Here is a 25,557-nt window from a genome sequence, read left to right as displayed (position 1 = left end):
TTAGTTGGTTTTTTGTTTCAGAAACTAATGGATACTACTTAGAATCTCGAGTATAGAATTAGTCTTCTTTTTTCTTGCGAGACACAAGTCCAAATCCGCTCATCAAACCAAGTACTCCTAGAGCTGCCAAAGCTGCATGATCTTCCGCACCAGTATTAGGTAATTCTTTGGTTGCTTTAGTAGTTGGAGATTGCTCAGTCGGTTTTTGTTGAGGGGCAGTAACAACTTTTTCGTAGACATGTTCTGTGTCGCCATTTGGAAGTTTCTTGGTCTCTACGAAACGGTAACCTGGAATATCTTTCTTGGGTTGTTGGCCGTCTTCGGTTGGATAACCTGGAATTTCGTTTCCTTCCTTATCCTTATGACTGGTCTTAACCTTCTCATAAACGTGTTCTGTGTCGCCATTTGGAAGTTTCTTAGTCTCTACGAAGCGGTAACCTGGAATATCCTTCTTAGGTTGTTCACCGTCTTCGGTTGGATGTCCTGGAATTTCGTTGCCTTCCTTATCCTTGTGACTGGTCTTAACCTTCTCATAAACGTGCTCTGTGTCACCGTTTGGAAGTTTCTTAGTCTCTACGAAGCGGTAACCTGGAATATCCTTCTTAGGTTGTTCACCGTCTTCGGTTGGATGTCCTGGAATTTCGTTGCCTTCCTTATCCTTATGACTGGTCTTAACCTTCTCATAAACGTGCTCTGTGTCGCCATTTGGAAGTTTCTTAGTCTCTACGAAGCGGTAGCCTGGAATATCTTTCTTAGGTTGTTCACCGTCTTCGCTTGGATAACCTGGAATTTCATTGCCTTCCTTATCCTTATGACTAGTCTTAACCTTCTCATAAACGTGTTCTGTGTCGCCGTTTGGAAGCTTCTTAGTCTCTACGAAGCGGTAACCTGGGATATCCTTCTTAGGTTGTTCTCCATCTTCGCTTGGATAACCTGGAATTTCATTCCCTTCCTTATCCTTATGACTAGTCTTAACCTTCTCATAAACGTGTTCTGTGTCGCCGTTTGGAAGCTTCTTAGTCTCTACGAAGCGGTAACCTGGAATATCTTTCTTAGGTTGTTCACCGTCTTCGCTTGGATATCCTGGAATTTCATTCCCTTCCTTATCCTTGTGACTGGTCTTAACCTTCTCATAAACGTGCTCTGTGTCACCGTTTGGAAGTTTCTTGGTCTCTACGAAGCGGTAACCTGGGATATCTTTCTTAGGTTGTTCACCGTCTTCGCTTGGATATCCTGGAATTTCATTGCCTTCCTTATCCTTATGACTGGTCTTAACCTTCTCATAAACATGTTCTGTGTCGCCGTTTGGAAGTTTCTTAGTCTCTACGAAGCGGTAGCCTGGAATATCTTTCTTCGGTTGTTCACCATCTTCGCTTGGATAACCTGGAATTTCATTCCCTTCCTTATCCTTATGACTAGTCTTAACCTTCTCATAAACGTGTTCTGTGTCCCCGTTTGGAAGTTTCTTAGTCTCTACGAAGCGGTAGCCTGGAATATCTTTCTTCGGTTGTTCACCATCTTCGCTTGGATAACCTGGAATTTCATTCCCTTCCTTATCCTTATGACTAGTCTTAACCTTCTCATAAACGTGTTCTGTGTCCCCGTTTGGAAGTTTCTTAGTCTCTACGAAGCGGTAGCCTGGAATATCTTTCTTCGGTTGTTCACCGTCTTCGCTTGGATATCCTGGAATTTCATTCCCTTCCTTATCCTTATGACTAGTCTTAACCTTCTCATAAACGTGTTCTGTGTCGCCGTTTGGAAGTTTCTTGGTCTCTACGAAGCGGTAACCTGGAATGTCTTTCTTAGGTTGTTCACCGTCTTCGCTTGGATATCCTGGAATTTCATTCCCTTCCTTATCCTTGTGACTGGTCTTAACCTTCTCATAAACGTGCTCTGTGTCACCGTTTGGAAGTTTCTTAGTCTCTACGAAGCGGTAACCTGGAATATCCTTCTTAGGTTGTTCACCGTCTTCGGTTGGATGTCCTGGAATTTCGTTGCCTTCCTTATCCTTATGACTGGTCTTAACCTTCTCATAAACGTGCTCTGTGTCGCCATTTGGAAGTTTCTTAGTCTCTACGAAGCGGTAGCCTGGAATATCTTTCTTAGGTTGTTCGCCGTCTTCGCTTGGATAGCCTGGAATCTCGTTGCCTTCCTTATCCTTGTGACTAGTCTTCACTTTTTCGTAGATGTGCTCTGTATCTCCATTTGGAAGTTTCTTGGTCTCTACGAAGCGGTAGCCTGGAATATCTTTCTTAGGTTGTTCGCCGTCTTCGCTTGGATAGCCTGGAATCTCGTTCCCTTCCTTATCCTTATGACTAGTCTTAACCTTCTCATAAACGTGTTCTGTGTCACCGTTTGGAAGTTTCTTAGTCTCTACGAAGCGGTAACCTGGAATGTCTTTCTTCTGTTGTTCGCCGTCTTCTGTTGGATAACCTGGAATTTCATTGCCTTCCTTATCCTTGTGACTGGTCTTAACCTTCTCATAAACGTGTTCTGTATCACCGTTTGGAAGTTTCTTAGTCTCTACGAAGCGGTAACCTGGGATATCTTTCTTCGGTTGTTGGCCGTCTTCGGTTGGATAACCTGGAATTTCATTGCCTTCCTTATCCTTGTGACTGGTCTTAACCTTCTCATAAACGTGCTCTGTGTCGCCGTTTGGAAGTTTCTTAGTCTCTACGAAGCGGTAACCTGGGATATCTTTCTTCGGTTGTTCACCGTCTTCGCTTGGATATCCTGGAATTTCATTCCCTTCCTTATCCTTATGACTGGTCTTCACTTTTTCGTAGACATGTTCTGTGTCGCCGTTTGGAAGTTTCTTAGTCTCTACGAAGCGGTAGCCTGGAATATCTTTCTTCGGTTGTTCACCATCTTCGCTTGGATAACCTGGAATTTCATTCCCTTCCTTATCCTTATGACTAGTCTTAACCTTCTCATAAACGTGTTCTGTGTCCCCGTTTGGAAGTTTCTTAGTCTCTACGAAGCGGTAACCTGGAATATCTTTCTTAGGTTGTTCACCGTCTTCGGTTGGATAACCTGGAATTTCATTCCCTTCCTTATCCTTGTGACTAGTCTTCACTTTTTCGTAGACATGTTCTGTGTCACCGTTTGGAAGTTTCTTAGTCTCTACGAAGCGGTAACCTGGAATATCTTTCTTAGGTTGTTCACCGTCTTCGGTTGGAATTAATGTATTCCCCTCAGTATCTACAAATGAAGTAATTGGACGTACAGTTGGTGTGTATTTTGCAGTTATTTCTGTTCCGTTCTTATCAACTCGTTTGACTGTAACTCCTGAAGCCTTCCCAACAAAGTCTTTTTCTGGTGTGAAAGTTACCACACCATTTTCATCAATGGTATAAGTTCCTTCTCCCGGAACAACTTTCTTAGTTGTGCCATCATCAAAGGTTGGTTTAACATTTTCATCAATTTCAACAGTCTTCTCCACACCGTTTACTTCAACTTTACCACCAGTAAAAGTTGGTGTACCGTTTTGTGTTTGTCCTTTAGGTCCTTCAGACTCATCATCTGTAGAAGTTGGTTTAACAGGTATTACAGTTGGAGTATACGTTGCTGTAGCAGTTGCTGTAATATCCGTATAATTAGCATCTTTTCCTAATTTTGCAGTAAGTGAAACTGTGACAGGTGTAGCTGTACCGGTAAATGTCTTCAATGGAACAAAAGTTACTTCACCTGTTTCATTATTAATTGAGTAGGTACCCTGACCATCAATTGTTAGAGTATCAACAAATCCACCTGTTTTTGGATCTACTAACTTAGCAGGCGAAGAAGCACTTGGTTTTACTGGTGATCCATCTCCAACAGATGTAAAGGTTGGAGTTTCTTTTTGAGTAGCACCTTGAATATCAGTCGAAGTCACATTATGTCCTTCAATCGTATCAGTTACTGTAATATGGTAGGTTGTTGTAGCGGTTGATGAATCAACTCCATGATCAACTCCCGACTCAGTTCCACTGATTGTTGCTTCAGTAGTATAATTTCCATTACTATCAATAACATCAATCTTAACAGTATATACTCCTACTTCATTTAAGCTATATCCACTAGCAATATTATAGTTATTTGCATCTTGTTTGGTATCAAATACTTTTTGAACTCCTGAAGGCGATGTTACTGTGATTCTAGTGATATAGGTAGTTTTTCCATATTTAGTATCTTCAGAGTCTGAGATGCTTACTGCAGCTTTTGCTTCATTACGAAGGTCAACAGCTGTACCTTTTGTTGAAGTATAATCTTGTGAAGTTGCTGTTGGTTTTGTATTTACTACAGTTGCCACATCAGTATTTGTTGCAATCGTCCCTCTAATAATACCACCAAATCCTGACTTAGTATGAACTTCCCAAGAGTCATTTTCAAGCTTAGTAGCAGTCACTTCAGTTCCATCAGATGACGCCCAGGTATTTGAATGTTTATCGTAAGTGACAGTTACTGACATTCCATCTCCTACCTGATTAGTATTCTTAGAAACATAAATCGTTTCTGGACGAGTTGGCGTTTCTACACTTGTCACTTTCCCAGTGCTATCAAGCTGTCGAATGTACTCATAGATATAAAATTTCATACCACCGTCTTGCTGAGCTTCTGTGTACACTTGACGTTTAGTCCATCTTGTCGTACCATCACCATTCAGTGTTTTACTTTCAGCATAGTCGCCAGGTAACTCCCAGTGTCCGGTAGCCTTATTAAAAGTAGCAGTATGTTTTTGCCCATCTGTTCCATTTAATTCAACTTGTTCACGTAAGAAAGTTCCCTTAACATTTTCAGCAGATGCTTCTACTCTAATATTGTCCACACCAACTTTGGCAGTCGCCTCTGATGTCACAGGAATATTAAAGACTGTATCGGAATCTACAATACCTAATTCTTGATTTTCAGAAACAGCTGTGTTGGTTGAACCACTGTCTACGAGCCATTTGCCATTAACTGCTTTTAGATTGGTTACAGTACCATCCGGCATTGTTACCTTAGCACTTGATGCACCTTTAGAAATTTTAACTGGTACAACTGTTGAGTAAGTTTCAACGTTTTGAACCTCAATCTTTGGTTTCACGACTAATGTTACAGTAGCATGCGCTTCTTGTCCAGATTGGTTCCAAACATTATTATTAGCCAACTTATCATAATCTTTTGCAAATACGGAGACTGTGTAAATTCCTGCTTCAGTTAATTTTCCAGAAATGATTCCTTTCCCCATATTCGTTTGATCAGCAGCTTGCTCTTCAGAAGTACTATTAGCAACACTATATTTAGTTCCTGGAATTAATACTTTAGAATCATCTAATTGTTCACTAATAGTGTTATATCCTGAAATTCCTGTCACTGCTCTAGAGAATCTTTGAGGTACTCTTACAACTTTGCCTTCAACCGTCGTATAGTTATAAGTTCCTCGACTATTGGCTGGTGTTGCACTTGCACCTGACTCATCATAGAATTGAATATTTACATTAGCATCGTCACCAACAATACGATCATAACGCTCAGAATCTGATTTTATTTTAGGAGGCGTACTATCTTGCCACCCGACCCAGCCAGCACGAAGATTCTGAATTTGGAAAGTTACCGTTCGACCATCTGTATTGGTCGCAGTAATATTAAATCGTAAATCATAAACTCCATTTTCAATATCCGCTATAACTTTTCCTTGAATTGTGTCTGTTTCTGAATCGTATGTCAATCCCGGCACAAGGTTAGTTGGTGTTACAGAAGTTAAACTCCAACCAGCTTGCTTGGCTTTTTCTGTAACTGCAATACGATCTTTCAAACCTTTAATATAAACTCTGTCAACTCCTTGTTCATACCCATAGCCATAAATTTCTGTAGCTAGGTATTCATAACCACCGTTAGCAGAGTAAATCGATGTTGCAGCGTTTAAAATTCTTGACCCATCCGCACGGAGTTTATTTCTCCAAAGTGGTGCTTCTTCAGCTAACTTTTTAGCAGCATCAGGGGTTAATGGATAGTCTACACGTCCTTTGTTGTTATGACCAGTTTTTCCACCTTGTTCTGTATGCATCCCATTTCCAGCATTTGTATCATTACCAACCCGCTGATTAGAATAGACTTCAATCTCTAGACCTGTAGCATCAGTACCCGTAATTAATTTAATTTCTTGTACTGGAATTGTATAGGTATCTTTACCAGTATGATTTGCAGCGTTTGTTTCCGATGCATGAGTTGTGTTAGAACCCTCTTCGGCATAGAAATCTTGAGCAGCCAAAGCGACTCCAAAGTTTCCATCTTTTCCGATTCCTGCTTTTTTTAGCTCATTATATACTGCAAGAATTGACTCGTTCAAACGTGACAATTGTTCATTGCCTTGTTTAGCTGTAACGCTATCCGTAGCTAACACTTTTTTAGCTTCCGCAATAACTTCCTTATTATTAGCTATCGCCGCCTCAATTGCCGCTTTGTTTTCAGCCTCAAGCTTATTTTTCCGGACTGCTTCAGTTGCTAAAACATTGGTTACCTCAGCTTCAGAGGTAACTTGTTCTAAAACTTTTTTACCTTCTTGGACTGGTTCGACAGTTTCTTTTATTTCTTCTACTTTTTCTGCTTTTTCTGTAGATTCCGTTATTTTCCCAACTTCGACAGACTCAGCAAATACCGTAATTAAATCCTTAATCTTAGCAAGTTCAGTATCCACTTCCTCTTGCTCAACTATCTCTTTTGAGATGACAGATTTCGCAGAATCTAATTGTTCTTTAGCAGATGTTAGTACCAAGTCATCTATATTCTTTGCTGTTTTTACTTTCTCTTCAAGTTCTGTAATTTTTTTAACTAAATCCGTTTTATCAACCGTCTTAAGGACAACTTCTTTTTCTTTTTTTATCGAAGTTTCTGGTTTTTCTGTTTCCGTAGAAGATTCCGCATTCAATGTCGATGTTGAAACAAGCGTAGTATCTGCTCCTTGAAGTTCCATCGCTGATACTGCTCCATTGCCTAAAAACATCAAACCTGCTGAAATTGCTACTGATGCCGCTCCAAAACTATACTTTCGAATCCCATATCGAATGTATTTCTCCGTTCTAAAACCCTGTTGCTTACTCTTCATAAGAAAAACAACCTCCCTATTTTTATTATATCGATATTGAAATATAGAAAAAAAACGAAATTTCTTCCCTACTCAAAAGATGGTCTTTAAATTTCATTATTCTAAAAGGATTATATCCTCGTATTCAATATGCATATTCATACTAACACTTTTTTATATCTTTTTCAACATTTTTAATAAATTTATTTGAGAAAAATACAAAAATAATTTAACATCAAATACTTTAAAATGCCAACATTCACATAGGTTTACATCATGTAAATTTCAGATATTATTTATCTTATAATTAAATAAAATACACTTTTATGTATTAATTTGTTTTTTAGGGTTTTGTAGAAGTTGAATTTTTCCCACCCTTATATTGTTATAACAAAAAAATTTCTATAAGAAGTACACAAATCAAACAGTATATTTCTTAACCGTTATTTATAGATTATCATGAAAATTTGACTTAGAGGCCGAAACTCTAAACCTTGACTACAGATTCATTTTTTGTTAAAATGTAACAAATCTTATTACATCTATCATAAGATAATCCGTGAAAGGACTTCAACTATGAAATCATTAAAAGGTATTTTATTTATCGGGCTTAGTATGTTTCTGACTATCCTAGCTTGGCTCAGTTCAGGTGTTAGTCAGTTTCTAATCCCTGGTTTAGCTCTCACTACTCTTTCACTTACTTTTATACTAGCTAGCCGTTTACCCCTGCTTGAAGCTTGGTTTAACGGACTTGAAAAGATGTATCTAGCTCATAAATTCACCGCTTTTCTATCCATTCTCCTACTAACCCTACACAACTTTAGCATGGGCGGTCTCTGGGGTTCGCATTTGGCCGCCCAGTTTGGAAATATCGCTATCTATATCTTTATCAGCATCGTTCTGGTTGCCTATCTGGGACAATACATCCAGTATGAAGCATGGAGATGGATTCATCGATTGGTTTATCTAGCTTATATCTTTGGCCTCTTTCATGTTTTGATGATCATGGGAAATCGCCTTCTCTCCTTTAGTTTCCTAGGTCTTATCTTTGGAATCTATGCTATTTTAGGCTTGCTTGCAGGTTTTTATATTATTTTCCTTTATCAAAAGATCGGTTTCACCTATCTTGGAAAAATCGTAGGAATCAAACGCCTCAATCACGACACGACTGAAATTGAAATAGAACTCAGTCATCCTTTCACTTACGAATATGGACAATTTGCCTTTCTAAAAATTTTCCAAAAAGGTTTTGAGACTGCTCCACACCCTTTCTCCATCTCAGGAGGACAAGGACGAACTCTTTATTTTACGATAAAAAACTCTGGTGACCACACCAAGAATATCTATGACAATCTTCAAGTTGGTAGCAAGGTTGCGGTTGATCGCGCCTATGGGCATATGACTATGGAACATGGTCCAAAGCAGCAAATCTGGATTGCAGGTGGAATTGGAATGACACCTTTCATCTCTTATATCCGGGAGCATCCTATCCTAGACAAGAGCGTCCGCTTCTACTATAGTTTCCGTGGAGAGGAAAATGCTGTCTACCTAGATCTACTTCGTGACTACGCCCGTCAAAATGCTAACTTTGACCTGCAGCTGGTCGATAGCAATGAAAAAGGATACCTGACTTTGGATCAAGAAGAAATCCCTGACCAGACTACAGTCTATATGTGTGGACCTCTTCCTATGATGAAGGCCCTTGCCAAGCAAATCAAGAAAAAGAATCCCAAAACAAAACTCATTTACGAAGGTTTCAAGTTTAAATAAGATTATTGTCCCTCTAACACAAAAGAGAGACTTTCTTTTCACTTTATTTCCCTCTTCTGTGCTATACTTAGTTTAGTACATTCTTTGAGATTGGAGCCAGTATGAAAATCCATAAAACCGTGAATCCCGTTGCTTATGAAAACACTTATTATCTAGAAGGGGACCAACACCTGATTGTGGTTGACCCAGGTAGCCATTGGGAAGCTATTCGCAAGACTATTGAAAAAATCAACAAACCAGTCTGCGCGATTCTCCTGACCCACACCCACTACGACCATATTATGAGTCTAGACTTGGTTCGTGAGACTTTTGGAAATCCCCCAGTTTATGTAGCAGAGAGTGAAGCCAGCTGGCTTTATACACCTGTAGATAATCTCTCTGGTCTCCCTCGTCACGATGATATGGCAAATGTGGTCGCAAAACCTGCAGAGCACACCTTTGTCTTTCATGAGGAATACCAGCTTGAGGAATTTCGTTTTACCGTTCTACCGACCCCAGGGCACTCTATCGGCGGCGTTTCCCTAGTCTTTCCTGATGCTCATCTAGTCTTGACGGGAGATGCTCTATTCCGAGAAACCATCGGACGAACCGACCTTCCTACAGGTAGCACGGAACAACTCCTCCATAGCATTCAGACGCAACTCTTTACTCTTCCTAACTACGATGTCTATCCTGGCCATGGTCCAGCTACGACCATCGCTCACGAAAAGACTTTTAATCCCTTTTTCTAGCAAGCAAAAAACCAAGGAAAAAATCCTTGGTTTTTGTCTTACCAAATAATCACACGGTCCTCTGGTGAACGCCACATGCCGTCGCCTTCTTTGACATCATAAGTTGTAAAGAAGTCATCGAAGTTTGGTACTTGAACATTGACACGGAGTTTGGCAGGCGCGTGCACGTCGACACTGGCCATGAGTTTCATCAACTCCGGACGGCCTTTCATACGCCAGATACGAGCAAAGTTGTGGAAGAATTCTTCAGCAGAGAAGTCTGGCTCTCTCTTAGCAGCTTCAAGGGCTGCGGCGATCCCACCAAGGTCGGCAACGTTTTCGGATACGGTTAGTTTTCCGTTGATTCTTGCACCGTAAGATTCTTGGTCATCAAATTGATCGATAACCTTCTGAGTCTTTTCTTTGAAGGCAGCATAGTCATTCTCAGTCCACCAGTCTTTGAGACTACCATTTTCATCAAAGGAAGCACCATTTGTATCAAAGGCATGAGAAATCTCATGGGCAATAACCGCTCCAATACCACCGTAGTTGGCAGAAGACGACTGATGCAAGTCATAGAATGGAGCCTGTAAAATAGCAGCTGGGAAGACAATCAAGTTCTTCTGAGGATTGTAGTAGGCATTAACCATGTGTGCTGGCATGCCCCACTCCTTGTAGTCAACTGGCTGGTTCCACTTGCTCCAGCTGTGCTTGATTTCCACACGCGCAAAGGCTAGGGCATTCTCAAAGAGACTGGCAGTTTCGTCCACTACCTTGTCCTTGTAGCGGGCTGGCAATTCCTCTGGATAACCGATATAAGGCTTGATGACATTGAGTTTGACAATAGCCTTATCACGCGTTTCAGGAGTGAGCCAGTCATTCTTAGCCAAACGTTCCTTATAAACATCGATCATAGTCGCCACTTTTTTCTCTACGTCTGCCTTAGCTTCTGGGGAGAATTTTTCATGCGCATACCAGAGACCAAGGGCTTGCTTAAAGGGACCTTGGGCCAAGTGATAGGCTGCCTTGACCTTGTCCTGAGCTTCTGGAACACCTGAAAGGGCACGTCCATAGGCACCTGATAGGACACGAATCTCGTCTGTGAGATAGCTGGTTGAAAGATTGACCACAGCCAAAATCAAGGTTGCCTTAAGCAAAGGCCACGCTTCTTCACTATAAAATTGGTCTGCTGCTTGCCAGAAACGTTCCTCATCTACGATAACCTTATCTGGAGTTTGTCCAAGAACTGCTTGGAAGAAATCATCCAAAGGTAGGGCAGGGGCAAATTTCTTGAAATCTTCATAAGCGTATGGATGGTAGAGTTTGGCATATTCTGAACTTTCTTCGTTTGAAAGAACCACTGCTGCGATACGACGGTCCAATTCCAATCTCTTCTCTAGTAAGTCTTCGATTTCCTCATCTGAAAAATCATAGGCTTTGAGAAGATTTGCGCTACTTTCCTTCCAAAGCGTCAAGAGCTCCTCACGTTGAGGATGGTCTTCAGCATAGTAGGTTGTATCTGGCAAGATAGTTCCTGGTGCACTTGCCCAGAGAACATTGGTTCTGGCATCCATAAAGTCTGGTGATACTCCAAATGGAAGGAAGTTTGGTTTACCTGCTAGTTCAAACTCTGCCAGTTTGCTGGTAAAATCTGCAAAGCTCTCCAAATCTTGGTATTCCTTGAGCAGAGGAAGGACAGGCTTGATTCCATCTGCATCCCTCTTATCAAAATCACGTACCATACGATGGTACTTAACAAAATTTGCGAGGATAGCGTCCTCTGGAACATCTTCGCCTTCCAACCACTTGTCCGTAGTTGCCAGCATTAACTCTTCAATTTCCTCATCAAGGTCAATAAAGCCACCTGTTCGAGATTTATCAGCTGGAATAACAGCTGTTTTTTCCCATTCTCCATTGATTGCATCATAAAAATCGTCTTGATAACGTGTCATCTTGTTCTCGCTTTCATTTTTTCACTTATTCTTAGCTTAGCAAAAAACACTTGGGAATGCAATTAAAAATGGTCTCTCTTTTTTCTTCATTTTTCAGTTATTATTTTAAATTTTTTAAAAATTAACTTGACTTAATTTTTTTTTTAATGTATATTAAAAGACAGGAGGAAAATAACTGTATGATACGTATCGAAAACCTCAGTGTCTCCTACAAAGAAACGTTGGCACTAAAGGATATTTCACTAGTGCTCCACGGACCAACTATTACCGGAATTATTGGTCCAAACGGTGCTGGAAAATCAACTTTATTAAAAAGTATGTTGGGAATTATCCCAAACGAAGGTCAGGCCTTTCTCGATGACAAAGAAGTCAAGAAATCTTTACATCGAGTTGCCTATGTCGAGCAAAAAATCCATATCGACTACAATTTCCCTATCAAGGTCAAGGAATGTGTCTCACTGGGACTCTATCCATCTATCCCGCTCTTCCACACTTTAAAGGCCAGCCACTGGAAAAAAGTGGCGGATGCACTTGAAATCGTTGGACTCTCAGACTATGCTGATCGCCAAATCAGTCAGCTCTCTGGAGGACAATTCCAACGTGTTTTGATTGCCCGCTGCTTAGTGCAGGAAGCTGACTACATCTTTTTAGATGAGCCTTTTGTCGGGATTGACTCGATCAGTGAAGAGATTATCATGAATACACTGAGAGACCTTAAAAAAGCTGGTAAAACAGTTCTCATCGTCCATCATGACCTCAGCAAAGTCCCTCATTATTTCGACCAAGTTATGCTTCTCAATCGAGAATTGGTTGCTATTGGTTCAACTGAAGAAACCTTTACCGAAGTCAATCTCAAAAAAGCTTATGGTAGTAAGCTCTTCTTTAATGGAGGTGACCTATGATAGTAGAATTTATCGATGGATTGCAACATTTCCATTTCCTACAAAATGCCCTGATAACAGCTATAGTCATCGGGGTGGTTGCTGGAGCCGTGGGATGTTTTATCATCTTACGTGGAATGTCTCTCATGGGGGATGCCATCTCTCACGCAGTTTTGCCCGGCGTAGCCCTTTCCTTTATCCTGGGAATTGATTTCTTTATTGGAGCGATCATCTTTGGCTTGATGGCTTCCATCATCATTACCTACATCAAGGGCAACTCTATCATCAAGAGTGACACTGCCATTGGTATTACCTTTTCATCTTTCTTAGCCTTAGGTGTCATCTTGATTAGTGTTGCCAAGAGTTCGACAGACCTCTTCCATATCCTTTTTGGGAATATCCTCGCTGTCCAAGATACGGACATGTGGATCACCATTGGTGTGGGGGCATTGATTCTCTTGATTATCGGGATTTTCTTTAAACAACTATTGATTACATCCTTTGACGAGCTTTTGGCTAAAGCCATGGGAATGCCTGTTAATTTCTATCACTATCTACTCATGGTGCTCTTGACCCTTGTGTCAGTCACTGCCATGCAAAGTGTTGGAACGATTCTTATCGTGGCCATGTTGATCACCCCAGCTGCGACGGCTTACCTTTATGCTAATAGCCTAAAGAGCATGATTTTTCTTTCATCAACCCTAGGGGCAACCGCTTCTGTTTTGGGACTCTTTATCGGCTATAGCTTCAACCTCGCAGCAGGATCCAGCATCGTGCTCACATCTGCCAGCTTCTTCTTAATCAGTTTCTTTATCTCTCCAAAGCAACGATACTTGAAACTAAAAAATAAAAAAATCAATAAATAAGGGGAAACCCTTCTGGAGGAATCTAATGAAAAAATTAGGTACATTGCTCGTTCTTTTTCTTTCTATCATTGGATTAGCTGCCTGTGCTAGTGGGAAAAAAGATACAGCATCTACAAACCAAAAACTAAAGGTTGTAGCGACTAACTCTATCATTGCTGATATTACTAAAAATATCGCTGGTGACAAGATTGATCTTCATAGTATCGTTCCTGTTGGTCAAGACCCACACGAGTACGAACCACTTCCTGAAGACGTAAAGAAAACTTCTGAGGCTGACCTCATTTTCTATAACGGTATCAACCTTGAAACAGGTGGCAATGCTTGGTTTACCAAATTGGTCGAAAATGCCAAGAAAACTGAAAACAAAGACTACTATGCAGTTAGTGACGGCGTAGATATCATCTACCTTGAAGGTCAAAACGAGAAAGGCAAAGAAGACCCACACGCTTGGCTCAACCTTGAAAATGGGATAATTTATGCTAAAAATATCGCTAAACAGTTGATTGCAAAAGACCCTAGCAACAAGGAATTCTACGAAAAAAATCTCAAAGACTATACTGAAAAGCTAGACAAACTGGACAAGGAAGCTAAAGAGAAATTTAACAATATCCCTGCTGAGAAAAAACTCATTGTAACCAGCGAAGGATGCTTCAAATACTTCTCTAAAGCTTACGAAGTTCCAAGTGCCTACATCTGGGAAATCAACACAGAAGAAGAAGGAACACCTGAACAAATCAAGACCTTGGTTGAAAAACTTCGCCAAACAAAAGTTCCATCACTCTTTGTTGAATCAAGTGTCGATGACCGTCCAATGAAGACTGTTTCACAAGACACAAATATCCCAATTTACGCACAAATCTTTACTGACTCAATCGCTGAAGAAGGTAAAGAAGGTGACAGCTACTACAACATGATGAAATACAACCTTGACAAGATTGCTGAAGGTTTGTCAAAATAATCCATTAAAAACGTCATTCTCACCGAATTGGCGTTTTTTTACACTTTCCGGTCAAATCATTGGAAAAATCTGATAATTCTCGGTAAAATGAAAGAAAAAAGAATGGAGTAGTTTCATGACCACTTTTCTCGGAAATCCTGTAACTTTTACAGGTAAACAACTGCAAGTCGGAGACAAGGCACTTGACTTTTCTCTTACAACAACCGATCTCTCTAAAAAAACGCTAGCTGACTTTGATGGAAAGAAAAAAGTCTTGAGTGTTGTCCCTTCTATCGATACTGGTATCTGCTCAACGCAAACACGTCGATTCAACCAAGAACTAGCTAACCTTGACAACACTGTCGTTCTTACTGTTTCTATGGACCTACCATTTGCCCAAGGACGCTGGTGTGGGGCTGAAGGCCTTGACAATGCCATCATGCTTTCAGACTATTTTGACCATTCTTTCGGGCGCGATTATGCCCTCTTGATCAACGAATGGCATCTCCTTGCACGTGCTGTCTTTGTTCTCGATACTGACAATGTCATCCGTTATGTAGAATACGTTGACAATATCAACACGGAGCCAGACTTTGAAGCTGCTATTGCTGCAGTTAAAGAACTAGACTAAAATCACAAGCATTATGACAGAAAGCTAGAGAAATCTAGCTTTTTTTGGTATACTAGATGGAGAGAATGAACAAGAGGAAACGAATGACTCCAAATAAAGAAGATTATTTAAAATGTATTTATGAAATCGGTACGGACATGCAAAAAATCACCAACAAAGAGATTGCTGCCCGTATGCAGGTCTCTCCGCCTGCTGTAACAGAGATGATCAAACGCATGAAAAGTGAAAATCTCATCCTCAAGGATAAGGAGAACGGCTATCTATTGACAGATATTGGCCTCAAACTGGTCTCTGAGCTCTATCGTAAACACCGTTTGATTGAAGTCTTTCTAGTTCACCATCTAGACTATACTAGTGATCAGATCCACGAAGAAGCTGAGGTCCTAGAACACACTGTCTCCGACCTTTTTGTAAAGAGACTGGATAAACTGCTTGGTTTCCCTCAAACCTGCCCCCACGGTGGAACCATACCAGCCGAGGGAGAACTCTTGGTTGAAATCAATAACCTTCCACTAGCAGCTGTCCAGGAAGCTGGAACCTATCTCCTGACTCGCGTTCATGATAGTTTTGAACTACTCAAATATCTAGAAAAGCACGCAATTCATATCGGTGACCAACTCCAAGTCAAGCAGTTTGATGGCTTTTCCAATAGCTTTACTCTGGTCAACAAAGGTGAAGACCTCCAAGTTAGCATCGATATCGCCAAACAACTCTATGTCGAAAAAATCAACTAACCCCTTATTCCTGAAAGAAATTCTTTTCAGGGATTTTTTATTATTTTGCTTGTAACTCCCATTTGTTTGGTGTAGAATGAAGCTAGATAAAAGAGGGAGGTCTTCCTATGAAAAAGCTCTTTAGAATCCATTTCTCAGCCATTGCAGTCAGCGATTTGCTACTGTTGGTAACTTTCAGACCCCGATACGAACTTTCTTTGGAAAGAGGCCTAATTTTTTGCTTCATTTTCATCCTTGCTCAGGGACTACTGCTATCTCGCTTGGTCTTCCGACTCAAAAAACAGTTCTCTGAGATTTATCCTCAAATCAATAAAAAGATTCGCTTCTACTATTTAGGAGTGCTCATCAGCGATTTTCTATTATTTGTCTTTTTAGCCATCACTGGCCCTCAATATTTCTACTCTCTTACTCCAATCTTTACTTCCTGTCATTCTACTTTATATTATATGACGGCTAGCCACCTAAGAGAAAACTATCCCGACTTTTACAACAAACATACCTCTTTATGGGAGTGTCTATAAACAAAAACCAAGCCAGCTGGCTTGGTTTTCTTATCTATTTTTAGTATCAAGGATAATGGTGACTGGTCCATCATTTACCAGCTCCACCTGCATATCCGCTCCAAAGATACCTGTCTGAACGGGCACTTTCTGAGCTAGCTTTTGGTTGAAAGTATCATAGAAGGAAGTTGCCATATCCGGCTTGGCTGCACCTGTAAAAGCTGGACGATTGCCTTTCTTGGTATCCGCAAAGAGGGTAAACTGGGAAACAGAAAGGATTTCCCCTTCAATATCCTTGACAGACAGATTCATCTTGCCTTCTGCATCAGAAAAAATCCGCATATTGACAAGCTTTCTCACAGCATAGTCCAAATCTTCCTCTTGGTCCTCTGGGCCAACACCGACCAGCAATAAGAGACCCTGATTGATTTTTCCCTCTACCTGACCTTCAATACTCACTTGGGCTTTTTTAACCCGTTGGATAATGATTTTCATAATAGCCTTTCTAGTAAGAGCTAGGACAATTAGCCATTAGTCCGTTTAACAGAGTAAACCTCTGGCACACTCTTAATCTTATCCACGACTGTGGTCAGTGTAGAGAGGTTGGAAATACCAAAGGAGACATGGATATTAGCAAATTTCATATCCTTAGTTGGCTGAGCATTAACGGTTGAGATATTCTTGGTCGTGTTTGAGAGAACTTGTAAAACATCATTTAAGAGCCCTGTACGGTTGAGACCATAGATATCGATGTGGGCAGTGTATTCCTTGCTTGAGAATTGATCTTCCCACTCCACATCAAGGAGACGTTGCTCGTAGTTTTCTTGGGCACGGAGATTCATACAGTCCACACGGTGAATAGCCACACCGCGTCCCTTAGTGATGTAGCCGACAATGTCGTCACCTGGCACTGGATTGCAACACTTGGCAATCCGCACTAAGAGGCCTGAGGCACCTTCAATCACCACACCTCCCTCATGCTTGACCTTGAGAGTTTCTTTGTTTTCAACCTTAACTTCGCCACCTTTGACAAGCTCTTCTGCTTCTGCCTTGGCCTTAGCGCGTTCTTCCTCACGACGTTCCTTTTCGGTCAATCGGTTAAAGACGGTAATAGCGCCAATTTCTCCAAAACCAATGGCTGCATAGAGAGCTTCCTCTGTCTTGTAGCTGGTCTTTTGAAGGACCTCGTCCATATGACGCTTGTCCATGAATTTATTGGCTACATAGCCGTTTTCTTGGAACTGGGCCATCAACATCTCACGGCCCTTGTTAACGGATAATTCCTTGTCTTGATTTTTAAAGAACTGACGAATCTTGTTGCGCGCCTTGCTGGTCTTGACCATGTTGAGCCAGTCACGACTTGGACCAAAGGAGTTGGGATTGGTGATAATTTCAACCTGATCCCCTGTCTTGAGCTTGGTTGTCAGTGGAACCATACGGCCATTGACCTTGGCACCAGTCGCTTTTTCACCGACTTTGGTATGGATTTCATAGGCAAAGTCAATCGGTCCTGAATCTTTTGGCAGGGAGCGAACCGCACCATCAGGAGTAAAGACGTAAATCTCCTCCGCCAGATAGTTTTCTTTAACAGAGTCCACAAATTCCTTGGCATCATCAGCCTGGTCTTGGAGCTCCATCATCTCCTTGATCCAGTTCATCCCAATAGCAGATTCCTTGCTGTTGACCTGCCCTTTAATGCCTTTCTTATAAGCCCAGTGAGCCGCAACCCCGTACTCAGCCACTTCGTGCATTTCCTTGGTCCGAATCTGGAACTCAATCGGCCCTTTTGGCCCATAAACAGTTGTATGGATAGACTGGTAACCATTGGCCTTACGATTGGCGATATAGTCTTTGAAGCGGCCTGGCATAGGTTTCCAAAGTTCATGCACATAACCCAGCATAGCATAGACATCACTCTGGGTATCTAAGATACAGCGAATGGCAATCAGGTCATAAATTTCCTCAAAGCGTTTCTTCTTATCCTGCATCTTGCGGTAGATCGAATAGATATGCTTAGGACGACCATAGATTTTTCCTTTGAGATTTCTTTCTGTAGCGTACTCTTCCAACTTGGTTACAACTTCATCGACCAAAGCCTCACGTTCTCTGCGTTTTTCCTTCATCATGTGGGTGATCTTGTAAAACTCAGTTGGATTGAGATAACGGAAAGATAGATCTTCCAACTCCCACTTGACACTGGAAATCCCTAGACGATGAGCAAGTGGTGCATAAATTTCCATGGTTTCTCTGGAGATACGCTCTTGCTTATCCTTTCGAAGGTGTTTGAGAGTCCGCATATTGTGCAAACGGTCCGATAATTTAACCAAGATAACACGGATATCCTCTGACATGGCCATAAGCATCTTGCGGTGATTTTCAGCCAATTGTTCCTCGAGTGATTTGTACTCAACCTTACCAAGCTTGGTCACCCCATCAACGATAATCCGAACATCATGACCGAACTCTCTCTCCAAATCATCCAGTGTCGCATCTGTATCCTCAACCACATCATGCAAAAAACCGCAGGCAACCGTCACGGCATCTAGCTTGAGTTTAGCTAAAATCCCTGCCACCTGAATGGGATGAATAATATAGGGCTCACCTGATTTCCGAAACTGCCCACTATGACAGTCAACTGCGTAAATCAATGCTTTTTGTACAAAAGCAACGTCTTCCTTTGTTAAATATTCTCTCGTTAAAGCGACTACCTGATCGCCCGTCAAATTCACTTCTTTCGGCATCTATACTCTCCAATTCTTCCTACCATTTTATCACTTTTTTAAGGATATGAAAACTAGAAAAGCCTGTTTTTATGCCAATACCAATCATTAAAAAAACACTGCCAGATTTCTCTAGCAGTGTTTTGACATTTCATTTGCTTAGTAGACAGTTTTTTCAGTTTCTACGTCGAAGAAGTGTGCTTTGTTCAAGTCAAATCCAAGTTCAACTGTTGCACCTGTTTGCAAGTAGTCACGAGCATCCACTTTTGCAACAAATTCGTCTTTACCAACTTGGCAGTAAAGGTGAGATTCTGAACCAAGCAATTCTGATACGGAGATAGTAGCTTTGACAACTGACTCTGGGAATGTTTCAAGGAAAGCAGGTTCTGCATTCACATCTTCTGGACGGATACCGAAGATCAATTCTTTTCCTTCGTAGCCTTTGTCACGAAGAACTTTCAAAGCACCTTCTGGCACTTTCAAGCGGAAACCGTCAGAAACAATTTCACCACCAACCAATTTCACATTGATGAAGTTCATAGCTGGGCTTCCGATAAATCCTGCAACGAACTTGTTAACTGGATTTTTGTAAACTTCTTGAGGGGTACCGATTTGTTCAACACGTCCGATAGTACCTGTACCAGCAGGGTTCTTAGTAGCTGACATGATAACGATACGGTCTGCCAATGTCATCGCTTCTGTTTGGTCGTGAGTTACGTAGATGGTTGTAGCACCGATACGACGGTGGATTTTCGCAATTTCAGCACGCATAGATACACGAAGTTTGGCATCCAAGTTTGACAAAGGTTCGTCCATCAAGAACACTTTTGCATCACGGACGATGGCACGACCCATGGCAACACGTTGACGTTGACCACCTGAAAGGTCAGCAGGTTTACGATCCAAGAATTCTTTCAAACCAAGGATTGCTGCCGCTTCTTGCACACGTTTGTCGATGTCTTCTTTGCTGTATTTGCGCAATTTCAAACCGAAAGCCATGTTGTCATATACAGTCATGTGTGGGTAAAGAGCGTAGTTTTGGAATACCATGGCAATGTCACGGTCTTTTGGTGCTACGTCGTTAACAACCACGCCATCGATAGATGCAGTACCTTCTGTAATGTCTTCAAGACCAGCAATCATACGAAGAGTTGTTGATTTACCACATCCTGAAGGACCTACGAAAACGATAAATTCTTTGTCTTTGATGTCCAAGTTGAAGTCTTCAACTGAATAGTGTTCGCTGTTTGGATATTTTTTGTAAATGTTTTTAAGATTTAATTCTACCATCGAGGTGAACTCCTTTTGTATTTTGATAGTTTTATTATAGATGAAAACGCTTTATTTTTCTATGGCAAGGTGACCAAAAAAATAAAAAAGTTCTGTGCAACTTGCACAAAACTTTAAAGAATATCTGGTAAAATCAACTGATAACAAAGAGTGAGATCCGTCAACTCCTTCAACTGTAGCCCTGTCAATTCTTCCCATTTGTCAATCTTGTATTGGAGAGAATTGCGGTGCAGATAGAGTTGCTGGGCTGTTTTAGTTAGGACAGCACTGTTTTCCCAGAGAGAAAGAATAATCTCCTGAATCTGATCCTGATCCAAAATCATCTGGTGTAGGCAGTCTTTAATGACTCTCAGGTCCACAAGCCTTTCTCCCATAGTCCACAGATAGAGCTGTGAAAAAGTATGAACCCCTTGATGCCCCTGACGCCACCAAGCCTTAAACAAGTCCCGCTCTGCTTGGATTAAATCTGACAAAGCCTGATACCCAGTCTGTGACCAAACCTGCCCCAACATGATAGACAGACGAAGGCCAAAATCATACTCAACCGCTTCAATCGTATCAGATAAAATCGAGCGAACAGAGGTGTACTTATCTTGTTGAAGAACAAATACATAATCCTGAGCACCGACCTGCAATACTGTCTGGCAGTTGGGAAAGAGAGTTTGCATCATATCTAGCCAAGAGGATAGATTTTCCTGTTGGAAATAGGAAAGATGGCAATAAACCAGCTGAATCTTTTTGAAAGTTTGCGGTGCCTGCCCCTTCCCCTCGATCAGATAGGGATACCAAGGATTGAGCGAACGAGCCTGCTCTTGCTGGGTCAAAAGGGCAACCAGCTGCTTTTCACGCTCGCTGAGCCCATCTTCCTCCAGTAAAATCCACTGCTGAGAAGCTAAAGGGAGAGTGAGATAGCCTGGTTTCTCTACTGGCTGATCTGAAATCTGAGCTTCAGGAAACCAGTCTTGTAATTCCTTTGCAATCATATTCTAGCCCTCCACTTTTTGGATGCACCAAGAAATTATGGTCTCTAGACGCTCCATATTATCAGTCAGATGAAGATAACCCATCACTGCTTCAAAACCTGTAGACATGCGATAAGTTACGACATCTGCATTTTTAGCCTTTGTGTGGCTATTGGTATTGCGCCCACGTTTATAGATTTCTTCTTCTTTTTCCGTTAAAACTTGCTCCTCCAACATGAGGGAAATCAGGCGAGCCTGAGCCTTGGCCGAGACATACTTGGTCGCCTCTTGGTGAAGTTTATTGGGCTTGGTCATGCCTTTTAGGATGAGGTGGCGGCGAATATACATGGAATACACCGCATCCCCTTCAAAGGCTAGCGCAATTCCGTTAATGAGATTGACATCAATCACGTGTCCACCTCACTCCATCCTTGGTATCAAGGAGCTTAATCCCTTGAGCAGCCAGTTGATCACGGATTTGGTCTGCTGTCGCAAAGTCACGATTAGCACGCGCTTCTTGACGTTTTTGGATCAAGGCTTCAATGTCTGCATCCAAAACTTCCTCAACAAAGACAATCCCAAAGACCTCCAACATAGCCGCAAGAGCTTCCTTAACACTTGCATCATAGTTTCCTGAGTTGATCCATTTGGCCATTTCAAAGACAACTGTGATACCGTTGGCGGAGTTGAAATCCTCATCCATAGCTGCTACAAACTTGTCTTTAAAGGCTTGCAATTCTTGTGCATCTACAGTCCCAGAAAATGGTTGCTCGTAAGTGTTCTTCAGATATTTGAGATTGGTCTCGGCATCATGCACTGCTTTTTCCGTAAAGTTGATTGGTTTACGGTAATGCTGAGTGGCAAAGAAGAAACGAAGCACTTGGCCATCAAGAGTTTTGAGGGCATCGTGTACGGTGATAAAGTTGCCCAAGGACTTGGACATCTTGACATTATCGATATTAACAAAGCCATTGTGCATCCAGTAGTTGGCGAAAGTCTTGCCTGTTTTGGCTTCTGACTGGGCAATTTCATTGGTATGATGCGGAAATTCCAGATCGGCTCCCCCACCGTGAATATCAATGGTATCGCCCAAAATCTCTGTTGACATAACCGAACACTCGATATGCCAACCCGGACGACCAGGTCCCCAAGGACTGTCCCAAGAAATCTCGCCTGGTTTTGCAGCTTTCCAAAGGGCAAAGTCTACAGGATTTTCCTTGCGAGCCGTTTCTTCATCGGTACGACCTGAAGCACCCAGCTCCAAATCTTCCAAGGTTTTATTGGCCAACTTAGCATAGTTGTGAGATTTTTCCACGCGGAAGTAAACATCTCCTTGACTCTCGTAGGCAAAGCCTTTTTCAACCAAGTCAGCGACAAAACGAATGATGTCAGCCATAAACTCTACTACACGCGGATGGCGAGTCGCAGGTTTCACGCCTAAGGCTGTCACATCCTCACGAAAGGCAGCGATGTACTTGTCCGCAACCTCCAGAGGCGTGATACCTTCTTCCTTGGCACGGTTGATAATCTTATCGTCTACATCTGTAAAGTTGGAAATATAGGCAACTTCGTAGCCACGGTATTCGAAATAACGACGAATGGTATCAAAAGCCACCGTCGAACGGGCATTCCCAACGTGGATATAGTTGTATACCGTTGGCCCACAGACATACATGCGAACCTTTCCTTCTTCGATTGGGACAAATTCTCGCAAATCACGAGACATGGTGTCGTAAATTTTAATCATGCAGTCCACTCCCTTCTCTATTTCTGACTTTTTCGGCTGAAAACCAGCTCTGCAAATGGGCCAAATTGTCTGAGGCTATCCAGTTGGTAAAAGCGCTGCCCTTCCTCTTGGGTAAAGAGGGGAACCCCCTTTCCTAGGATAAGGGGTGCTATCTGAATAATGAGGTGGTCGAAAAGATCCGCATCCAAGAGCGGTCCTACCAAGGAATTACCACCAATCACAAAGACATTTTTGCCTTTGTCAATCTGCTGAACAAAGTCCACCACATCCCCAGCTACTGGCTGGTAATTGCTGACAGGCAGGTGCCTATCATGCGTAAAGACATAGTTTTCCGTAGCTTGATAAAAACTTTCTACATCTTGCAAATCTTGGATTTCCTCAAAGGTCCGCTTGCCCATGATGGTGATATCCATTTGCCTGTAAAAGTCATCATAGCCTGTATCCTCTACAGAACCAAGCTGATGCAGCCAGTCTATCCTGTGCTGGCCGTCTGCCAAGTAGCCATCCATGGTGATACAGCCGTAAAAATATACTGCCATTCTTGTAGTTACCTTTCTAGTTCCTTTGCTATTTTCAAAGCGATAGTGAAAAAAGTCATGGCATCAGCTGTCCGCTCTTCATGGCGGGCATCCCAGATTCGGTTATGATGATCCACATAGTCAGCTGTGTAGAAGAATTGATAGACCTTGCTCTTGCGAAATTGACTCCAAGCCATGATAGCTGAAGCTTCCATATCCACCACTTTGGCTCCAGCAGCCAAGCGACGCTTGACCTTATCAGGCGTTTCTCGATAAAAGGCATCAGTCGTCCAAGACTTGGTGCGGATATGCTCGACGCAAGATTTGTTCAAAGCTTCTTCCATAGTTAAGAGCAAAGTTTCATCATAAGCTATCTCATCACTTGGAGGAGCGTAATGGTAACTTGTACCTTCATCACGTAGAGCTGAACTTGGTAGGATAATCTTATCTGCCTGAATAGACTGATCTAGAACTCCGCAAGAACCCAAAACAACAAAGTTCTTAAATCCTCTTGCTTTGAGTTCTTCTAAGAGTCCAACAACCATCGGGGCTCCAATCGTAGCTATAGCAACGGCTACCTTACTCCCATCTTTTTCATAGATATACCATGGAAATCTACCATTTAGATTGGTTAGATAGCCACCTTCATAAACATCTTCAAACTGCTTTACTCGTTCAACGATTTCTCCATTAAAAGATAAAATAATCGTGTCACAGACTTCTCCACCATCACGAATACTTCGATCAGTTGGTTCGATAACAGCAGGTACATTTTCGAATTCTTCTAATAGCATTTTTCTATTCTTTCTCATTCAGATAAACTACCTGTGTCTGTTTGATAAAGCCGATTTTTTCATACAAGCGCTTGGCACCTACGTTGCTATCTTCCACGGCAATCTGAAATTCCTTGTCATTTTGCTCAATTAGTTGGTTGACAAGGGATTTTGCTAAATAGCTTCCATAGCCTTTTCCACGTTCAGGTTCCGATATTGCTAAACCGTAGAAGTAATTCGTATCGCTCGATAAATCAATCGTGCAAGTTCCAATGACCTGACCGTTTTTTAATAAAATATATAAGCGACTTTCCGGATCTTTCAGAGCTTCAGCGACATATCTATCCACAACTTCTCTCGATTCATGTTCCTCTGAAAATACCTGAAATTTTAACTGACTAATTTGATCTTGATACGAACTATCTGCTAACATAACTTCCAGATTGGAAAGCTTTTCTAACGGATAAGGCCTTCTATCCTTGCCTAACCAGGTTTCTGTATCCTCGTCCTCGACCAATCCCCAGTTGCTGACAAAATCAGGATGGCGGTCTAGAAAAACACGTTCTGTCTGAAAAGTGACTGAACGAATAGGGAAAGAAGCCGTTTCTCTCTCAAAACTCGTAAACAATGCACGCGCAATCCCCTGACGGCGATGATTTGGATGAACCAGTATCGTCACTTCCACATCTTGGTCATCTGCATAGACAGTTAATAAACCAACAAGTTCGCCTTTTTCATAATAAAGGAAAAAGGCGGGCATGTTTGGGTCAAAATTAAGCATGTTAGAAAGATAGGGATCACGATAGGTACCGTCATAGGCTTGGCAACAGTTAATGAGTTTTTTCGCCTCAGATAACTCCTCTTGGCTTAACTTGTTTCTTGCTTGAATCATATAGGTATCCTCTACAACCCCGACGATCTGTGACTGGCTTCACGGGCATGCTCTAGCTTGTCTAGATAGTATTTCCGTTTCTCCTCTACCTCGTGAATGGTTGGCTCGTCTTTCTCACCATGAACACGGACAATCTTCGCTGGAATTCCGACAACTGTCACATCACTAGGTACATCTGCCACAACAACTGCGGCTGCTCCCACCTTGGCATTTTCACCGATTTCCACTGGTCCAATAACTTGGGCATGAGCCGATATGAGAGCTCCCTTTCGAACGGTAGGATGGCGTTTGCCACAGTCTTTCCCTGTTCCCCCAAGAGTCACCCCATGATAGAGGAGAACTCCCGTCTCAACGATAGCCGTTTCTCCAATCACCAATCCAGAACCATGGTCGATAAAGACACCTGATTCGATCTGAGCCCCCGGATGGATCTCAATCTGAGTCCAGAAGCGCCAAAACTGACTGTGCATCCGAGCTAGGAGTTTGAAGCCGTGCTCCCATAGAAAATGCGAGAGACGGTGGGCAGCTAAGGCCTTGACACCTGGATAGGTCAGTAGAACCTCCAAAGTGGTGCGCGCCGCTGGATCATTTTCTTTTACGATATCAATGGTTTCGCGCCACCATCCCAT

General features: G+C 41.9%; 20 protein-coding genes. 8 read left to right on the top strand and 12 right to left on the bottom strand.

Going from position 1 to position 25,557, the window contains the following annotated elements; translation table 11 throughout:
* Positions 1-58: 58 nt before the first annotated feature.
* Complete coding sequence (locus tag ACORHV_RS02220; protein WP_434398603.1) at positions 59-7,066, bottom strand: YSIRK-type signal peptide-containing protein; 7,008 nt, start codon at positions 7,064-7,066, stop codon at positions 59-61.
* 555 nt (positions 7,067-7,621) lie between these two features.
* On the opposite strand from ACORHV_RS02220, the gene ACORHV_RS02215 reads away from it, so the two are divergent.
* Both ACORHV_RS02215 and ACORHV_RS02210 read left to right on the top strand, forming a co-directional pair.
* On the top strand, positions 7,622-8,815 hold the full coding sequence (locus ACORHV_RS02215; RefSeq protein ID WP_434398601.1) for a ferredoxin reductase family protein: 1,194 nt from the start codon (positions 7,622-7,624) through the stop codon (positions 8,813-8,815).
* A 101-nt stretch (positions 8,816-8,916) separates the two neighbouring features.
* Entirely contained in the window at positions 8,917-9,546 is a 630-nt protein-coding gene (locus ACORHV_RS02210; RefSeq protein WP_049489571.1) for an MBL fold metallo-hydrolase, read from the top strand.
* A 38-nt stretch (positions 9,547-9,584) separates the two neighbouring features.
* Here the strand turns inward: ACORHV_RS02210 and ACORHV_RS02205 are convergent, their stop codons facing one another.
* Entirely contained in the window at positions 9,585-11,477 is a 1,893-nt protein-coding gene (locus tag ACORHV_RS02205) for a M13 family metallopeptidase (protein ID WP_049501051.1), read from the bottom strand.
* A 179-nt stretch (positions 11,478-11,656) separates the two neighbouring features.
* Here ACORHV_RS02205 and ACORHV_RS02200 point away from each other — a divergent pair, with 179 nt between their 5' ends.
* The 6 genes from ACORHV_RS02200 to ACORHV_RS02175 all read left to right on the top strand — a co-directional run bounded on the left by ACORHV_RS02200 (position 11,657) and on the right by ACORHV_RS02175 (position 16,047).
* Positions 11,657-12,379, top strand: a complete 723-nt coding sequence (locus ACORHV_RS02200) for a metal ABC transporter ATP-binding protein (protein ID WP_434398598.1) — start codon at positions 11,657-11,659, stop codon at positions 12,377-12,379.
* Positions 12,376-13,224: a metal ABC transporter permease gene (locus ACORHV_RS02195; protein ID WP_000634601.1), complete on the top strand. Its 849-nt coding sequence runs from the start codon at positions 12,376-12,378 to the stop codon at positions 13,222-13,224. The genes ACORHV_RS02200 and ACORHV_RS02195 overlap by 4 nt, the downstream gene beginning before the upstream one ends.
* A gap of 25 nt (positions 13,225-13,249) precedes the next feature.
* Positions 13,250-14,182 carry a metal ABC transporter substrate-binding protein gene (locus ACORHV_RS02190; protein ID WP_000733063.1) on the top strand — a complete coding sequence of 311 codons (933 nt, stop codon included), beginning with the start codon at positions 13,250-13,252 and terminating at the stop codon, positions 14,180-14,182.
* Between the two features lie 115 nt (positions 14,183-14,297).
* Positions 14,298-14,792, top strand: coding sequence for a thiol peroxidase (tpx, locus tag ACORHV_RS02185; protein ID WP_000206539.1), 495 nt, complete (start codon positions 14,298-14,300; stop codon positions 14,790-14,792).
* Between the two features lie 83 nt (positions 14,793-14,875).
* On the top strand, positions 14,876-15,526 hold the full coding sequence (locus ACORHV_RS02180) for a metal-dependent transcriptional regulator (RefSeq protein ID WP_000188532.1): 651 nt from the start codon (positions 14,876-14,878) through the stop codon (positions 15,524-15,526).
* A gap of 107 nt (positions 15,527-15,633) precedes the next feature.
* The gene (locus ACORHV_RS02175; protein WP_434398595.1) at positions 15,634-16,047 is read left to right on the top strand and encodes a hypothetical protein; all 414 of its coding nucleotides are present in this window, start codon (positions 15,634-15,636) and stop codon (positions 16,045-16,047) included.
* A gap of 30 nt (positions 16,048-16,077) precedes the next feature.
* Here ACORHV_RS02175 and dtd read toward each other — a convergent pair whose 3' ends face one another.
* From dtd to cysE, 10 genes are all read right to left on the bottom strand, one after another.
* A complete protein-coding gene (gene dtd, locus ACORHV_RS02170) occupies positions 16,078-16,521 on the bottom strand; it encodes a D-aminoacyl-tRNA deacylase (RefSeq protein WP_434398594.1) in 444 nt (147 codons plus the stop codon).
* 29 nt (positions 16,522-16,550) lie between these two features.
* A complete protein-coding gene (locus ACORHV_RS02165) occupies positions 16,551-18,767 on the bottom strand; it encodes a RelA/SpoT family protein (protein ID WP_001123780.1) in 2,217 nt (738 codons plus the stop codon).
* A gap of 138 nt (positions 18,768-18,905) precedes the next feature.
* Positions 18,906-20,036, bottom strand: coding sequence for an ABC transporter ATP-binding protein (locus ACORHV_RS02160; protein WP_000229940.1), 1,131 nt, complete (start codon positions 20,034-20,036; stop codon positions 18,906-18,908).
* 113 nt (positions 20,037-20,149) lie between these two features.
* A complete protein-coding gene (locus ACORHV_RS02155; protein WP_434398591.1) occupies positions 20,150-21,019 on the bottom strand; it encodes a helix-turn-helix domain-containing protein in 870 nt (289 codons plus the stop codon).
* A gap of 3 nt (positions 21,020-21,022) precedes the next feature.
* Entirely contained in the window at positions 21,023-21,409 is a 387-nt protein-coding gene (locus tag ACORHV_RS02150) for a Mini-ribonuclease 3 (protein ID WP_434398589.1), read from the bottom strand.
* Positions 21,402-22,745, bottom strand: coding sequence for a cysteine--tRNA ligase (gene cysS, locus ACORHV_RS02145; protein ID WP_000591119.1), 1,344 nt, complete (start codon positions 22,743-22,745; stop codon positions 21,402-21,404). Before cysS ends, ACORHV_RS02150 begins: the two co-directional genes overlap by 8 nt.
* Before the next feature lie 17 nt (positions 22,746-22,762).
* Complete coding sequence (locus tag ACORHV_RS02140; RefSeq protein WP_000301970.1) at positions 22,763-23,284, bottom strand: dihydrofolate reductase family protein; 522 nt, start codon at positions 23,282-23,284, stop codon at positions 22,763-22,765.
* A gap of 8 nt (positions 23,285-23,292) precedes the next feature.
* Positions 23,293-24,057, bottom strand: a complete 765-nt coding sequence (locus ACORHV_RS02135; RefSeq protein ID WP_000923414.1) for a nucleoside phosphorylase — start codon at positions 24,055-24,057, stop codon at positions 23,293-23,295.
* A 4-nt stretch (positions 24,058-24,061) separates the two neighbouring features.
* Positions 24,062-24,928 (bottom strand): GNAT family N-acetyltransferase, encoded by an 867-nt coding sequence (locus ACORHV_RS02130; protein ID WP_434398586.1) that lies wholly within the window; start codon positions 24,926-24,928, stop codon positions 24,062-24,064.
* 11 nt (positions 24,929-24,939) lie between these two features.
* Positions 24,940-25,557, bottom strand: coding sequence for a serine O-acetyltransferase (gene cysE / locus ACORHV_RS02125; protein WP_084856981.1), 618 nt, complete (start codon positions 25,555-25,557; stop codon positions 24,940-24,942).

It is taken from the genome of Streptococcus sp. KHUD_016, assembly GCF_051106465.1.
GTDB lineage: Bacteria > Bacillota > Bacilli > Lactobacillales > Streptococcaceae > Streptococcus.
Note: the sequence above shows the minus strand (reverse complement) of the source record. Positions and strands in the feature narration are given on the sequence as shown.

What these genes read in the sequence shown, in the direction of transcription:
- ACORHV_RS02220 (WP_434398603.1), bottom strand. Translation starts at nt 7,066, where the DNA reads ATGAAGAGTAAGCAACAGGGTTTTAGAACGGAGAAATACATTCGATAT.
- ACORHV_RS02215 (WP_434398601.1), top strand. Translation starts at nt 7,622, where the DNA reads ATGAAATCATTAAAAGGTATTTTATTTATCGGGCTTAGTATGTTTCTG.
- ACORHV_RS02210 (WP_049489571.1), top strand. Translation starts at nt 8,917, where the DNA reads ATGAAAATCCATAAAACCGTGAATCCCGTTGCTTATGAAAACACTTAT.
- ACORHV_RS02205 (WP_049501051.1), bottom strand. Translation starts at nt 11,477, where the DNA reads ATGACACGTTATCAAGACGATTTTTATGATGCAATCAATGGAGAATGG.
- ACORHV_RS02200 (WP_434398598.1), top strand. Translation starts at nt 11,657, where the DNA reads ATGATACGTATCGAAAACCTCAGTGTCTCCTACAAAGAAACGTTGGCA.
- ACORHV_RS02195 (WP_000634601.1), top strand. Translation starts at nt 12,376, where the DNA reads ATGATAGTAGAATTTATCGATGGATTGCAACATTTCCATTTCCTACAA.
- ACORHV_RS02190 (WP_000733063.1), top strand. Translation starts at nt 13,250, where the DNA reads ATGAAAAAATTAGGTACATTGCTCGTTCTTTTTCTTTCTATCATTGGA.
- tpx (WP_000206539.1), top strand. Translation starts at nt 14,298, where the DNA reads ATGACCACTTTTCTCGGAAATCCTGTAACTTTTACAGGTAAACAACTG.
- ACORHV_RS02180 (WP_000188532.1), top strand. Translation starts at nt 14,876, where the DNA reads ATGACTCCAAATAAAGAAGATTATTTAAAATGTATTTATGAAATCGGT.
- ACORHV_RS02175 (WP_434398595.1), top strand. Translation starts at nt 15,634, where the DNA reads ATGAAAAAGCTCTTTAGAATCCATTTCTCAGCCATTGCAGTCAGCGAT.
- dtd (WP_434398594.1), bottom strand. Translation starts at nt 16,521, where the DNA reads ATGAAAATCATTATCCAACGGGTTAAAAAAGCCCAAGTGAGTATTGAA.
- ACORHV_RS02165 (WP_001123780.1), bottom strand. Translation starts at nt 18,767, where the DNA reads ATGCCGAAAGAAGTGAATTTGACGGGCGATCAGGTAGTCGCTTTAACG.
- ACORHV_RS02160 (WP_000229940.1), bottom strand. Translation starts at nt 20,036, where the DNA reads ATGGTAGAATTAAATCTTAAAAACATTTACAAAAAATATCCAAACAGC.
- ACORHV_RS02155 (WP_434398591.1), bottom strand. Translation starts at nt 21,019, where the DNA reads ATGATTGCAAAGGAATTACAAGACTGGTTTCCTGAAGCTCAGATTTCA.
- cysS (WP_000591119.1), bottom strand. Translation starts at nt 22,745, where the DNA reads ATGATTAAAATTTACGACACCATGTCTCGTGATTTGCGAGAATTTGTC.
- ACORHV_RS02140 (WP_000301970.1), bottom strand. Translation starts at nt 23,284, where the DNA reads ATGGCAGTATATTTTTACGGCTGTATCACCATGGATGGCTACTTGGCA.
- ACORHV_RS02135 (WP_000923414.1), bottom strand. Translation starts at nt 24,057, where the DNA reads ATGCTATTAGAAGAATTCGAAAATGTACCTGCTGTTATCGAACCAACT.
- ACORHV_RS02130 (WP_434398586.1), bottom strand. Translation starts at nt 24,928, where the DNA reads ATGATTCAAGCAAGAAACAAGTTAAGCCAAGAGGAGTTATCTGAGGCG.
- cysE (WP_084856981.1), bottom strand. Translation starts at nt 25,557, where the DNA reads ATGGGATGGTGGCGCGAAACCATTGATATCGTAAAAGAAAATGATCCA.